15 protein-coding genes are annotated in these 13,063 nt (G+C 68.0%); 8 read left to right on the forward strand and 7 right to left on the reverse strand.

Translation table 11 applies throughout. The features are described 5' to 3' along the window. Positions 1-42 precede the first annotated feature (42 nt). The 4 genes from mutS to ATJ93_RS06425 all read left to right on the forward strand — a co-directional run bounded on the left by mutS (position 43) and on the right by ATJ93_RS06425 (position 4,896). The gene (mutS, locus tag ATJ93_RS06415) at positions 43-2,709 is read left to right on the forward strand and encodes a DNA mismatch repair protein MutS (RefSeq protein WP_120243751.1); all 2,667 of its coding nucleotides are present in this window, start codon (positions 43-45) and stop codon (positions 2,707-2,709) included. Between the two features lie 179 nt (positions 2,710-2,888). Continuing rightward, on the forward strand, positions 2,889-4,163 hold the full coding sequence (locus ATJ93_RS06420) for an ABC transporter substrate-binding protein (protein ID WP_120243752.1): 1,275 nt from the start codon (positions 2,889-2,891) through the stop codon (positions 4,161-4,163). A gap of 90 nt (positions 4,164-4,253) precedes the next feature. Beyond that, positions 4,254-4,412, forward strand: a complete 159-nt coding sequence (locus tag ATJ93_RS23535) for a hypothetical protein (protein WP_170155488.1) — start codon at positions 4,254-4,256, stop codon at positions 4,410-4,412. Further along, the gene (locus ATJ93_RS06425; protein WP_120243753.1) at positions 4,402-4,896 is read left to right on the forward strand and encodes a DUF7384 family protein; all 495 of its coding nucleotides are present in this window, start codon (positions 4,402-4,404) and stop codon (positions 4,894-4,896) included. Before ATJ93_RS23535 ends, ATJ93_RS06425 begins: the two co-directional genes overlap by 11 nt. 53 nt (positions 4,897-4,949) lie before the next feature. Here the strand turns inward: ATJ93_RS06425 and ATJ93_RS06430 are convergent, their stop codons facing one another. After that, positions 4,950-5,498, reverse strand: coding sequence for an XTP/dITP diphosphatase (locus ATJ93_RS06430; protein ID WP_120243754.1), 549 nt, complete (start codon positions 5,496-5,498; stop codon positions 4,950-4,952). Positions 5,499-5,639: 141 nt separating this feature from the next. On the opposite strand from ATJ93_RS06430, the gene ATJ93_RS06435 reads away from it, so the two are divergent. Beyond that, entirely contained in the window at positions 5,640-6,716 is a 1,077-nt protein-coding gene (locus tag ATJ93_RS06435) for a Gfo/Idh/MocA family protein (RefSeq protein WP_120243755.1), read from the forward strand. A gap of 1 nt (position 6,717) precedes the next feature. Here the strand turns inward: ATJ93_RS06435 and ATJ93_RS06440 are convergent, their stop codons facing one another. Continuing rightward, positions 6,718-6,999, reverse strand: coding sequence for a DUF5808 domain-containing protein (locus ATJ93_RS06440; protein WP_120243756.1), 282 nt, complete (start codon positions 6,997-6,999; stop codon positions 6,718-6,720). 157 nt (positions 7,000-7,156) lie between these two features. On the opposite strand from ATJ93_RS06440, the gene ATJ93_RS06445 reads away from it, so the two are divergent. After that, entirely contained in the window at positions 7,157-7,864 is a 708-nt protein-coding gene (locus ATJ93_RS06445; RefSeq protein WP_120243757.1) for a YqjF family protein, read from the forward strand. 7 nt (positions 7,865-7,871) lie between these two features. Here the strand turns inward: ATJ93_RS06445 and ATJ93_RS06450 are convergent, their stop codons facing one another. Further along, a complete protein-coding gene (locus tag ATJ93_RS06450; RefSeq protein WP_120243758.1) occupies positions 7,872-8,528 on the reverse strand; it encodes a helix-turn-helix domain-containing protein in 657 nt (218 codons plus the stop codon). Positions 8,529-8,646: 118 nt separating this feature from the next. Here ATJ93_RS06450 and ATJ93_RS06455 point away from each other — a divergent pair, with 118 nt between their 5' ends. Beyond that, on the forward strand, positions 8,647-8,871 hold the full coding sequence (locus ATJ93_RS06455; protein WP_120243759.1) for a YgaP family membrane protein: 225 nt from the start codon (positions 8,647-8,649) through the stop codon (positions 8,869-8,871). Between the two features lie 6 nt (positions 8,872-8,877). On the opposite strand, the gene ATJ93_RS06460 is transcribed toward ATJ93_RS06455, so the two are convergent. The 3 genes from ATJ93_RS06460 to ATJ93_RS06470 form a co-directional block, all read right to left on the reverse strand. Continuing rightward, positions 8,878-10,587: a bifunctional N(6)-L-threonylcarbamoyladenine synthase/serine/threonine protein kinase gene (locus ATJ93_RS06460; RefSeq protein WP_120243760.1), complete on the reverse strand. Its 1,710-nt coding sequence runs from the start codon at positions 10,585-10,587 to the stop codon at positions 8,878-8,880. Between the two features lie 98 nt (positions 10,588-10,685). Beyond that, a complete protein-coding gene (locus tag ATJ93_RS06465; RefSeq protein ID WP_120243761.1) occupies positions 10,686-10,820 on the reverse strand; it encodes a 30S ribosomal protein S27ae in 135 nt (44 codons plus the stop codon). Position 10,821: 1 nt separating this feature from the next. Then, positions 10,822-11,136, reverse strand: coding sequence for a 30S ribosomal protein S24e (locus tag ATJ93_RS06470; RefSeq protein WP_120243762.1), 315 nt, complete (start codon positions 11,134-11,136; stop codon positions 10,822-10,824). Positions 11,137-11,354: 218 nt separating this feature from the next. Here ATJ93_RS06470 and ATJ93_RS06475 point away from each other — a divergent pair, with 218 nt between their 5' ends. Continuing rightward, the gene (locus tag ATJ93_RS06475; protein ID WP_120243763.1) at positions 11,355-11,888 is read left to right on the forward strand and encodes a hypothetical protein; all 534 of its coding nucleotides are present in this window, start codon (positions 11,355-11,357) and stop codon (positions 11,886-11,888) included. 4 nt (positions 11,889-11,892) lie between these two features. Here ATJ93_RS06475 and ATJ93_RS06480 read toward each other — a convergent pair whose 3' ends face one another. Further along, positions 11,893-12,930 (reverse strand): WD40/YVTN/BNR-like repeat-containing protein, encoded by a 1,038-nt coding sequence (locus ATJ93_RS06480; RefSeq protein WP_120243764.1) that lies wholly within the window; start codon positions 12,928-12,930, stop codon positions 11,893-11,895. Positions 12,931-13,063 lie beyond the last annotated feature (133 nt).

The raw sequence follows: 13,063 nt of genomic DNA on the forward strand, positions 1-13,063 counted from the left end.
GAACCCGTAGCACTTTACCCGTCGGAACACCCTCGAGCGTATATGACAGAGGCGACGGGTATCGTCGGGGAATTCCTCTCGCTCAAGGAAGACACCGACGCGGATCTGCTGGCGATGCAGTGTGGCGACTTCTACGAGTTCTTCGCCGAGGACGCCGAGATCGTCGCCGACGAACTCGATCTCAAGGTCTCTCAGAAGTCCTCCCACGGCTCGTCGTACCCGATGGCCGGCGTGCCGGTCGACGACCTGACGCCCTACCTCAAGGCCTTAGTCGAGCGCGGCTACCGGGTCGCCGTCGCCGACCAGTACGAGACCGACTCCGGCCACGCCCGCGAGATCGTGCGCGTCGTCACGCCGGGGACGCTGCTCGAGACGACCGACGCCGACGCGCAGTACCTCGCGGCGGTCGTCGACGGCTCCGGGTCGGGCTCGAGCGGCGACGCCGACTACGGGCTCGCGTTCGCGGACGTGACGACGGGCCGGTTCCTCGTCGCCGAAGCCGACGACGGCGACGACGTACTGACCGAACTGTACCGCTTCGATCCCGTCGAGGTGCTCCCGGGGCCCGACGCGCGGACGGACGACGACCTGCTGACCACCGTCCGCGAGCGGATCGACGCGACGCTGACCCTCCACGAGACCGAAGCGTTCGCTCCCAAGCGCGCCGACCACGCAGTCCGCGAGCAGTTCGGCACCGAGACAGTCGAGCGGCTCTCCGTCGGCGACTCGGCCATCGCGGCCGCCGGGGCCGTCCTCTCCTACGTCGAGGAGACCGGCGCGGGCGTGCTCGCGTCGATGACCCGCATTCAGGCCCACCACGGTGACGACCACGTCACCCTGGACGCGACCACCCAGCGCAACCTCGAGCTCACCGAGACGATGCAGGGCGAGCGCGAGGGCTCGCTGTTCCGGACGATCGACCACACCGAGACGAGCGCCGGCGGCCGCCTCCTGAAGGAGTGGCTCCAGCGGCCTCGACGGTCGCTCGAAACCCTCGAGCGCCGACAGGAGAGCGTCGCGGCGCTGTCGACGGCAGCGCTGGCCCGCGACGAGTTGCGGGACGAACTCGGCGAGGCGTACGACCTGGCGCGGTTGGCCTCGAAGGCGACCCACGGCAGCGCGGACGCCCGCGACCTGCTCTCCGTTCGGGACACGCTCGCCGTGCTCCCGACGCTCGCGGAGACGATCCGGTCGAACCCCGATCTGGCCGACTCGCCACTGTCGGAAATCGTCGACCGGCCGGACCGCGAGGCCGCCGCGGACCTCCGCGAAACGCTCGCGGAAGCCCTCGCCGAGGACCCGCCGTCGACCGTCACGCAGGGTGGGCTCCTCACCCGGGGCTACGATCCGGAACTCGACGAAGTGATCGAGCGCCACGAGGAGGTTCGAGAGTGGCTCGATACCCTCGCCGAGCGCGAGAAGCGCCAGTACAACCTGTCGCACGTGACCGTCGATCGGAACAAGACCGACGGCTACTACATCCAGGTCGGCAAGTCCGCCGCGGACGGCGTCCCCGACCACTACGAGGAGATCAAGACGCTCAAGAACTCCAAGCGGTTCACGACCGACGAACTCGAGGAGAAAGAGCGCGAGATTCTGCGCCTCGAGGAACGACGGGGCGACCTCGAGTACGAACTGTTCGAGGAACTGCGCGACGAGGTCGCCGAGCGGGCCGAACTCTTACAGGACGTCGGCCGGGCGTTGGCGACCGTCGACGCGCTGGCGAGCCTGGCGACCCACGCCGCCGAGAACCGCTGGGTCCAGCCCGACCTCCATCAGGGCGATCGGCTCGCGATCGATCAGGGCCGGCACCCGGTCGTCGAGCAGACGACGGAGTTCGTCCCGAACGACGTCGAGATGGACGAGGAGCGGGGGTTCCTGGTCGTAACCGGTCCCAACATGTCCGGCAAGTCGACGTACATGCGCCAGGTGGCCTGTATCGTCCTGCTGGCCCAGATCGGCAGCTTCGTCCCGGCCAAGGACGCCGAGATCGGCCTCGTCGACGGAATCTTCACCCGCGTCGGCGCGCTGGACGAACTCGCACAGGGCCGCTCGACGTTCATGGTCGAGATGAGCGAACTCTCGAATATCCTCCATACGGCGACCGAGGACTCGCTGGTGATCTTGGACGAAGTGGGACGCGGGACCGCGACCTACGACGGCATCTCGATCGCCTGGGCAGCTACCGAGTACCTCCACAACGAGGTGCAGGCCAAGACGCTCTTTGCGACTCACTACCACGAACTCACGGGGCTGGCCGAGGAACTCCCCCGCGTCGCCAACGTCCACGTCGCCGCCGACGAGCGCGACGGCGACGTCACCTTCCTCCGGACGGTGCGGGACGGCCCCACGGATCGCTCCTACGGGATCCACGTCGCCGATCTGGCCGGCGTTCCCGGCCCCGTCGTCGACCGGGCGCGGACGGTCCTCGAGCGCCTGCGCGAGGAGAAGGCCATCGAAGCCAAGGGCGGCGGCTCGAACGAACCCGTCCAGACGGTGTTCGACCTCTCGAGCGGGCAGTTCCGGGGGTCCGCGAGCGCGGACGGGGGAGCGCCGGCGGACGGCGCGTCCGAAGCGGAGGCTGACGAGACGGTCGACCCCCACGCCGAGGACGTCCTCGAGGATCTCGAGTCGATCGACGTGAACACGACGCCGCCGATCGAGTTAGTGTCGAAAGTCCAGGAACTTCAGGAACGCCTCGAGGACTGATCGGCGCGGCCCGCGCCGCGCTCGCGGAGCGGCCGACCACCAGAACCAGCGGAGACGGACCCGTAGCGACGCGAGTCGTATTACCGACCGCGATACCGATCACCGTTCGGCGCGAATCGCCGTGCCAGAGCATTTAAGACGGCTGCATGATAACGCAGGTGGTACGTTACTATTTAATCATGGGACGGAACACTCGCGGGGGGCAGCCACGACGGTCCTTCCTGCAGGCAGCGGGTGCGGTGGGACTGGCCGGCGCGGCCGGCTGTCTCGATCAGTTGTCTGAGGAACAGGAGTTCGACGTACTTCACGGGTGGGCCGCAGGTGACGGCCAAGAGGCGATCCAAGCGCTCGTCGAAGGATTCCAGGAGTCCCACCCCGACATCGACTTCGGTGTCCAGGACGTCCAGGGCGGCGCCCGTGACAACCTCGAGACCGTCGTCTCGAGGCGGCTCCGGGACGGCGACCCGCCGAGTACCTGGCAGGAGTGGCCCGGCGCCAACCTCCTGCAGTTCGGCGATAATCTCGGCGACATCGAGGGCGACGTCTGGGACGACGAGATGAAGGAAAACTACCTCGAGGGGCCACAGGAGGCCGCGCGGCCGGACGGAACCTACGTCGCGGTGCCGCTGAACATCCACCGGATCAACAACCTGTTCTACAACGTCGCGGTCGTCGAGGAGGCGGGCGTCGATCCCGAATCGATCGACGGACCCGAGGCGCTCGTCGACGCCTTTCAGGCGGTCGCGGAAAACACCGAGGCGACGCCGTTCGCAAACGGGACGGGCGAACTGTTTACCGTTTTCCAACTCTGGGAGACGATCTTCCTCGCACAGGCCGGTGCCGACGCCTACGACGAGCTCATCAACGGCGAGTTCGACGACGTGGACGCAGTTCGCGACTCCCTCGCGCTCCTGGCCGAGTACGTCGAGTTCTTCCCGGACGACCACTTCTCGACGTCGTTCACGGAAGCCAACGAGCGCGTCATCGACGGCGAGGCGGCGTTCATCCACCAGGGCGACTGGGCCGCCGGCGCCTACCGGAACAGAGACGGGTTCGACTACGGGGACAACTGGGATCACGTTCCGTTCCCGGGGACCGAAGGGCTGTACGCGCTCAACATGGACTCGTTTACCTATCCGGCGGACAATCCGACGCCGGAAGACACCAAGACGTTCCTCAGCTACGTCGGCTCGACGGACGCTCAGGAGCGTTTCAACCCGCTGAAGGGCTCGATTCCGCCCCGCGTCGACGTCGACGAGAGCGAGTTCCCGCCGTTCCTCCAGCAGCAGATCGGGGACTTCCGCGACTCCGACGCACAGCCGCCGTCGATCGCCCACGGCGCCGCCGTTCCACCGGCGATTCGCGGCGAAGTCGAGGACGCGATCGACGCCTACCTCGGCAACTTCGACCCCGATGACCACGCGCCGTCCCTCCTGAGCGCGTTCTCCGCGTAGTCCCGCCCTCGCTACCGCGCGGGTTCGACCGTTGGGCCCCACCGGAAGCGAGACACCCCGCTTTTCTGCGTGCCGTCCGAACACCCGCCGATGACAGCCACGAGCTGGGGCGATCTCTTCGACCGCAGTGCGAGCTACGGGGTCGACCTCGAGCGGATTCGAGCGGTCGACGACGACCTAGATGACGCCGCGGCGGCGGACGCCGACGGAACCGAAACCGAAGCCGAGGAGGACGACGATGGCGCCTGACGACGGCCCCGGGGGCGATCGGCCGAACCCCGCCCGCGTCGTCGCCGCCGCCGACGTCCTCGCGGCGGACCTGTTCATCGACGGCGACGCCCGCGCGGCGCTGGATCACGTCCGTCGGCACTCGTGGGTCGAACTCGTCGCGAGCGACTACCTGCTCGAGCGGACCGAGCGGCTCGTGACCGAACTCGCCGACGCCGAGCTGGCGGCCGACCACCGGGCGCGTCTCGAGGCCGAGCGGGTCGCGGTCGACCACCCGGCGGCGGATCATCCGGCGCTCGCGTCCGCGTACCGAGGGAACGCGGCGCACCTGCTGTCGTACGACGAGGGGCTCGGGTCCGCGAAGGCCGGCCTCTCGATGCAGCCCCACCTCTCGGTAAGCGTCCGCCCCCCGGACGCGTTCGCGCGGCTGTTCGATCCCGAGAGCCTCTACGCGGCCGTCGAGGGCGGCGAGTATCCGGGACCGGATCGGGATCCGCGCAGTTGAGCGGAAAAGGAGACTGACGACAGATCGACGGTTGCAGATCGACGGTCGCTGCGTCAGTGATACTCCGCCAGCCACTCCGCGAACGCCTCGAGCGCGCGGCCGCGGTGAGAAATCGCGTTCTTTTCGTCGGCGTTCATCTCGGCGAACGTCTGCCCGTTGTACTCGAAGATCGGATCGTAGCCGAACCCGCCCTCGCCGCGGGGCGCGACGATCGTTCCGCGGACCGAGCCCTCGAAGGTCTCCGTCCGCTCGCCGTCGGCGAAGGCGACGACCGTCCGGAACTGCGCTCGACGGTTCTCCTCCTCGCTGACGAGGTCCCAGAGGCGCTCGACGCCGACGGTGTCCTCGACGTAGGCCGAGTACGGGCCGGGGAATCCCTCGAGCGCGTCGACGAAGAGACCGGTGTCGTCGACGACGACGGGTTCCGTGCCGCCCAGTTCCTCGTAGGCCTCGCGCGCGCCGCGGGCGGCGATCTCGGAAAGCGAGTCGCTCTGGATCTCGGTGTAGTCGTACTCGACCTGATTGACGGCGGTGATCCCCTCGAGGTACGCCTGCGCCTCGCGGGCCTTGCCTTCGTTGCCGGTGACGAACCGAACGAGCATAGCTTGTGCGAGGCGGGGTGCTCCGGGGGAATATAGCCGTCGGTTGCCGGCTGCGCGTGACTGCTGCGTGCCAGCCGGAACGTTCTCCGCAACGCGAACGCTTTCGGTCTCCGAGAGTGACAATCACTGTCACTACAACCGATGAGTTCGTCACCACCCGTCCGACTCGGCGTCGTCGGACTCGGCTTTATGGGACAGACCCACGCAACCAACGCCGAGGAGTTCGGCCACGAGGTCGTCGCCGGTGCGGACGTCGTCGCCGAGACGCGCGAGGAGTTCGCTCGAGCGTACGACGCGACGACTTACGAGGAGTTCGAGGCGATGTACGAGACCGAAGACTTAGACGCCGTCGCCGTCTCGACGCCGAACGCCTTCCACGAGCCGGCCGTCGTCGCCGCCCTAGAGCACGGCTACGACGTCCTCTGCGAGAAACCCCTCGCGAACGACTTAGAGAGCGCCGAGCGGATCGCGTCGGCCGCGGCCGACGCCGACGGCTTCTGCATGGTCAACTTCCACAACCGAGTCTCGACCGCCGCCGAGGTGTTCAAGGAGTACCAGGCGGAGGGCCACTTCGGCGAGATCACCCACGTCGACGCGAACTACGTCCGGCGCCGGGGCATTCCGGGCGTCGGCTCGTGGTTCACCAATGCAGAGCTCTCCGGTGGCGGCGCCGTCGTCGATATCGGCGTCCACGCGATCGACTTCGCACTCTACCTGATGGAGTACCCTGCAGTCGAGGAAGTCTTCGCCGTCACGCGGACCGAGTTCGGCGACCGCGACGACTACGTCGACCCCGGCGACTGGTACGAGGCCACCGAGGAGGCCGTCTTCGACGTCGAGGACTCCGCGACGGCGATGATCCGCTGTGCGGACGACGAGACGATCTCGCTCGAGGTGACCTGGGCCGCCAACCAGGCCGAAACCCAGGAGTTCGTCGCCCGCGGCACCGAGGCCGGCGCCGCGCTCGAGCTCGGCGGCGAGAACCTGACGCTGTTCCAGAGCGGCACACAGGGGACCGACCACAACATGGACGCGACGCTCACCGAGGGCGCCATCGACCACGCCGGCTGGGAGGGCAGCGACGAGCGCTTCCTCGAGGCCGTCACCGCGGGCGAGGCGCCGGCGCTCAACACGGTCGAGCAGGCGCTGACGGTCCAGCGCGTGATCGACGCGATCTATCGGTCCGCACAGAAGGGAACGTCGGTTACCGTCGACTGACTTATTCGTCGTCGTCGACGATGACTTCGACCGGCTCGTCCTCGCGGTCCTCGTCGACGCTCGCGGCGCTCTGTTCCTGCTGCCAGAGGAGCGCGCCGGCGACGGCGACGACGATCCAGGAGCGCCAGTTAGCCAGGTTCAGGGTGTAACCGACGCCGAACGGCTTCTCGACGAGCATCCCCTCGCCGGGCTGCCAGTACGCCGAGAGCATGCGACTGATGCTCGGCCGGTCGAAGTTGTACGGTACCCCGAGGATCTCTCCCGAGCTCGGTTTGTCTGCCATGCCCGGTGATACGTTCTCCCCTGTCAAGAGTATTGCGTGCTCGTCTCGGCAGCCGAGAGCGCGCCCGCCGTCCGGTTCGGGCCCTTGCGATCGATGCGTCGAACGGGCCACCCGCCCGATAGAAACACGCTTCCCGTCGGCGTACTAACCTATTCGCATGGTCCTCCCGCTCGAGATGGGCTGGCGACACCTGCTGTTCGAAAACTGGCCGGTCGACGCCGAGTTGCTCGAGGCGCACCTACCCGACGAGTTGTCCGTCGACACGCACGACGGCGACGCCTGGCTGTCGGTGATCCCGTTTACCAACGTGGCGGTTCGACCGCGCGGCCTTCCGGCGCGTGCCGGCATCCGACTCCCCGAGATCAACGTGCGGACGTACGTCACCCGGGACGGCAGCGACGGCGCGCCGGCCGTCTACTTCTTCAGCCTCGACGCCGACGGGATCGCGAGCGTCCTCGGCGCGCGCTTTCTCCACCACCTCCCGTACTACTACGCGCGGATCTCGCTCGAGCCAGCCAGCGATCACATCCGATTCGAGAGTCGGCGGCGCCATCCCGGCTCACGGCCCGGTATGTACGAGGCGACCTACCGACCGACCGGAGAGTCGTTCGAAGCGCCTGCGGATCCGTTAGCCAGATTCCTCGTCGAGCGCTACCGGTTCTACACCGAGGCCCCGGACGGCTCGCTTCGCTACACGGACGTTGACCACGAACCGTGGACGCTGTATCCGGCGACTGCAACCGTCGAGCGGAACACGCTGCTGGCAGCGAACGGGTTCGAGCGGCCGGAGACCGAGCCGATCCGCTACTACAGCCCGGGTCTCGACGTCGTCGCGGCGACGAGCCAGCGCTGCGACGGCAAGTGAGCGACGGTCACCCGTCGAACAGCGCGGCGATCACCGCCGATTCGCCCTTCTGGAGGTGTTCCGCGGCGGTCGCGGTCGCGCACTCGAGGTCGCGAGCGACGTCTTCGATCGTCGCGCGGCGGGGCGCGTCGTAGTAGCCGATCTCGAGGGCGGTTTCGATCGCCTCACGCTGGCGGGGAGCGAGCCGGTCGAGTGCGCGTTCCGGCGCGACGCCGTCGCCGCCGACGGCCTCGACCGTCACGTCGACGCCGGCCGGCACGCCCTCGACGGCGGCCTGAATGTCGGCGTCCGACCCCACGATGGTGAACGTGTTGCTGCCGTCGTCGTTGCACTCGATCGGCGGGACCGTCAGCAGCCCGCCGCGGGTAAAGTTCTCGAACAGCGACCGCGCGGCCGCCGACACCTCCCCCTCGAAAAAGCAGTGACACTCCCGCTCCGAGAGCGGCAGTACCTCGTAGTCGCGGACGTCCTCGCTGTCCTCTAGGACGCGCTCGAACCGCCGGTAGTCGCCGCGGATTCGCAGGAGAAACGCCGTCGGTGGGGTCGCCACGTTCCAGTTGACGATCCGAACCGCCTCGAGGTAGTTCGCGCCGCCGGCGAGCAGGTCGTAGATCGGCGGGGCGTAGTCGCCGGTCGGCTGCAGCGTGATGCGGACGCGTTTCATGGTCGAACGTGATAGTGCTGACAGCTCAGTGAAACGTATCGCTGCGCGGGGATATAAATAGCACCGAGATATTCGGCAGCAGCGCTACCGCACCTGCGGCCGTCTGTGGCGAACGGATATGGAACGAAACGTCGGCGGACTGGATCGCATCGTTCGCGGCGTCCTCGGCATCTGGCTGCTCGTCACCGCAGCGGCGGCGTACTCGGACGATTCGACCGAACGCGCCGCGATCGCGGGGATCGCCGGCCTCGGGTTGCTCACCAACGTCGCGACCGGGTTCTGCGGCGGCAACTACCTGCTCGGCGTCGATACGACGAGCGGCGACGCCTGCGACGCGAACTGAGCGAACTTATGCGTCCGCGGCGTCGCTTTCGTCGTCGTCCTGGACGTACCGACCGCGGCCCTCGACGTCCTCGAGACGCTCTAGGACCCGTTCGTCGCCGACCTCGCGGTACCCCTCGAGCACCGCCTCGCGCAGCGGCTCGGGGTCGTCGGCCGTGCCGACGAGGCTCTGGTCGAAGACGTGGACGTCCATCGCGTAGTCCTCGACGTGGTCGGTGTGGTAGCCGAGGCCGAAGTCGATGAGGTAGGTTCGGTCGCCATCGACGCGGACGTTCCGCGTCGTCGGATCCCCGTGGACGAATCCGGCGTCGTGTAACCGCGCGAGGTGCCGTCCCACGTCACGGACCCGATCAGCGGTCAGCGAATCGCGGAGGTCGCACTCGCCGACGTACTCGAGTTCCAGTCGCGCCTCCCGCGGATCGACGTCCGAGAGTACCGGCGTCGGTACGCCCTCGCGGCGCGCGAGGCTCGTCAGGCGGGCCTCCAGGGTCGTTCGCTCGCGGCGGAGTCGATCGTCGAGTTGCGGGTGGCGGTAGGTCTTGGACTCGCGGCGTTTGGTCACGCGGCCGGCGTCGGGCTCGAGGTCGACCAGCGCCTCGGCACCCTGCACCTGCTGCTCGCCCGTCGCCGCGCCGCGACCGGCGGCTAATTCGGGTTCGTCGGCGCGCCACGTCACCGGCACCTGATCCGGCCGGAAATTGGGGTCGACGCGGGACTCCTCGAGCGCGAGCGTGTCGCCGGCGTCGTACATTTTCGCGCCCAGCACGGCGATCATGCCGGCGTTGTCCCGGAGGAACCGGGGTTCGGGCGCGTGGAATTCGGCGCCGCGCTGGTCGCACATCTCCTCGAGCATCTCCCGCAGGCGGGCGTTCTGGCCGACGCCGCCGCCGAGCACGAGTTCGTCGCTGCCGGTCAGCGAGAGCGCGCGCTCGGCGACTTCGGTCAGCATGCCGAAGATGTTCTCCTGCAGCGAGTAGCAGATGTCCTCGACGGGAACACCGTCGGATGAGTCCGACGAGCCTCCGCTCGCGTCGCTCGCGGAGACGCCGTCGTCGTAGCGCTGCTTCGCGGCGCTCATGATCCCGGAAAACGAGAAGTCCATCCCCTTGACGACGTAGGGAAGATCGACGTACTCGCCGTCCTCGGCGGCCGCCTCGACCTTCGGCCCGCCGGGGTGGGACCAGCCGACGTGGCGCGTGAACTTGTCGATCGCGTTGCCCACGCCGGTGTCCATCGTCTCGCCGAGCACGCGGTAGCGGCCGTTCCGATACGCGAGCAGGTGTGCGTTCGCGCCGCTTGCGTTCAAACAGACCGGCGAGTCGAAGTCGGCGGTGTGGCGGCCGATCTCGAGGTGGGCGACCATGTGGTTGACCCCCACGAGAGGGACCTCGAGGCTCTGGCTCAGTGCGCGGGCGGCGGTGCCGACGGTCCGCAGACAGGGGCCGAGCCCCGGCCCGCGGGAGAAGGCGACGGCGTCCACGGGGGGTTCGGAGGCGGGGCCGTCGTGTGTCTCGCGGGCGTGCTCGAGGGCCCGTTCGACGACCTGCGGGATCGCCTCGTGCATGTGCTCGGCGGCCTCTCGGGGGTGGATGCCGCCGCTGTCGGGCTGGTAGGCGTCGCTCTCGATGACAACGTCGTCGGTCGCGGAATCGAACACCGCCGCGCTGGCCGCCCAGGCGGTGCCCTCGATTCCGAGAATTCGGGTAGTAGAACTCACGTGTCTGGGTTACGCTACTCCTGCTCTCGGTCCGCTCTCAGCACTGCGATACTCGAGCACTCGAGAGCGAACGGCCGGCAGGAATCGGCTGGAACGCGTTATTCCCACTCGGTGTAGCTGCACTTCCCGCAGTGCTTCCGGTCGCCGTGGTCGGCGAGGAAGGAGTCACCGCATCGGGGGCACTGCTCGCGGTCCGTGCTGCCGTCGTCGTTGTAGAGTTCGTAGCGCGCCATGTTATGCTTCCTCCGCTTCAGCGTCCGCCTCTTCCTCGACGCCGATCTTGTTGCGCTCGAGCATGTGGTCCTGCTCGACCTCGCGGGCGAAGTCCGCGGACTCGTAGACCTTGGCCTCGCCGACGGTCTTTCGCATGCCGAACTTCGTGTTGAGGTTCCGGATGACGACCTCGTCGGCGTCCTTGTTCAGCTTCGCCGCGAGGCTGTCGCGAACCTGTAGGCGCTCGGGCGTGGCGTCCTCGTGGGTTAGCTCGAAGGTCACGTCGGTACGGTGCAACATGGGGTTGTCTGCTTCGGAAACGATGTCGACGTCCATGATATCACTCAGTTACCCTACTATCCCCGTGTAGCGCCTAAAAGGATTTCGAACCCGTCACCGGGCTCTCGGTCCGTGCGACGAGTCACGCCGCCGAGAGCCATCCCCGGTTGCTCGCAGCTACTCGTAGCTCCCCTGAACACAGTCGAAACCGATATTCGTTAATCGTCTCTGCGCCTGAAATTAGAGTTATTCCTCTCGAGCGAGCAACACTAGACATGGCAGAGACACACAAACACAGTCGGCGACTCACCGGTATCGAGATCGTGATCGGCGGATTACTCGCGGGACTCGTCGGCGGCGTCGGGATGGGGCTCGTGCTCCTTCTCGGCCCGGACGTGTTCGAGATCCTCGGCGCGCTGCTCGGCTCGTCGACGCTCGCCGCGGGGTGGATCGTCCACCTCTCGGTGAGTATGATCTTCGGAATCGCGTTCGCCGTCGTCGTCTCGCGCCGGTCGGTTCGACAGTTCGTCGCGTCGTTCGACGAGTACGTCGTCGCCGGCATCGCGTTCGGGACGGGGGTCGGTCTCATCGCGGGCGGGCTGATCCTCCCAGCCGCGGTGGCCCAGGCCGGCGTGGGAGCGCTCCCGTTGCCGTTCCTGCCGCTGCCGGGGCTCGCGGCGGAGTTGCTCGGCGCGGCGCTCTTCGCCGTCGGTCACCTCGTCTACGGGCTGCTCGTCGGCGTGACCTTCGCGACGATCAGCGGCGCCGTCCCGCGTCGGCTCGCGGATCGGACGCCGATTCACAACTGACCACCTATTCTTCCACGACGACGAGTCCGCGCGGCGCCTGCGCCTCGAGCGCATCGTCCCAGTCGATGCCGACGGGGCGCCAGCGATCCCCGAAATTCGTGGTGACGAACAGCTCCTGATTGTTGACGCCGTAGACGACGCCCTCAGCGTCGGCCGTCTCGTCCGTGCCGAGTGCAGGGGCATCGAACACGGCGCGGACGACCCCGTTGCCCATCGGAATCCCGCGGTCGTCGAGACGGTGCCACTCGCCGCCATCGTCTCGGCGGTAGACGTACGACTCGGCCCGTTCGGCCGTGTGAGCCGCCGAGGCGCCCCTCGCACTCGAGACGAGTACCCGATCCGGATCGCCGGGATGGGGCACGACGCTCCAGCAGTAGGTGTGCTCGAGCCCCGCTTGTGGCCGCCGCCAGGACTCGCCGCCGTCGTCGCTCTCGGCGTAGCCGTCGCCGGCCGCCGAGTAGACCCGCCCCTCGCGGGCCGGGTGGGTCGCCAGACTGTGGTTGTCCCGCCGCGAGCCGTCGGGGCGTTCGTGCCACGTCTCGCCGCCGTCCTCGCTGTAGACGAATGCACCCGCTTCGATCCCCACGTAGAGCCGGTCGGGATCGAACGGGTCGACCGCGAGCCAGCGGGTGTGGTGGGTGTGCGGCCGCGGCGGAAAGTACCACTCCGACTCGGAGGGGAGGTCGGTCAAGCCCTCGAGGTGCGTCCACGAGTCGCCGCCGTCCGCGCTGCGGTAGACGCGGCTCGGTTCGGTGCCGGCGTAGACGACGTCGGGGTCGTGCGGGCTGATCGCCAGCGACATCACCGCTTGGCTGACGAAGTCCGTCTCGAGGCGCTCGAACGTCTCGCCGCCGTCGGTCGATCGGTGGAGGCCGTCCTCGAAGGTGCCGACGAAGACACGTTCCGGTGCGTCGGGAGAGGCTGCGACGCACTCGAGAGCGCGACCCTCGAGGGTCGATTCGGCGATCCAGTCGTCGGTGTCCGGTCCCGAACCGCGACAGACGAGCAGGCGGTCTCGGAGTGCAACGTACGCTGTCGCCATAGCGGAGCTACGACCTGCTCGTACAAACGAAGTGGGTCCGGCACGACCGGCGTCGCGACCGCGTGTACCGCGCAGCCGACGACCGTCGTGCAGGAGCCGCCCGACCGGCAACCGCCGCCGTTCGGGCAGCAGA

Origin of the sequence: Halopiger aswanensis, from assembly GCF_003610195.1 — an archaeon.
In the GTDB taxonomy this organism is placed as follows: Archaea; Halobacteriota; Halobacteria; order Halobacteriales; family Natrialbaceae; genus Halopiger; species Halopiger aswanensis.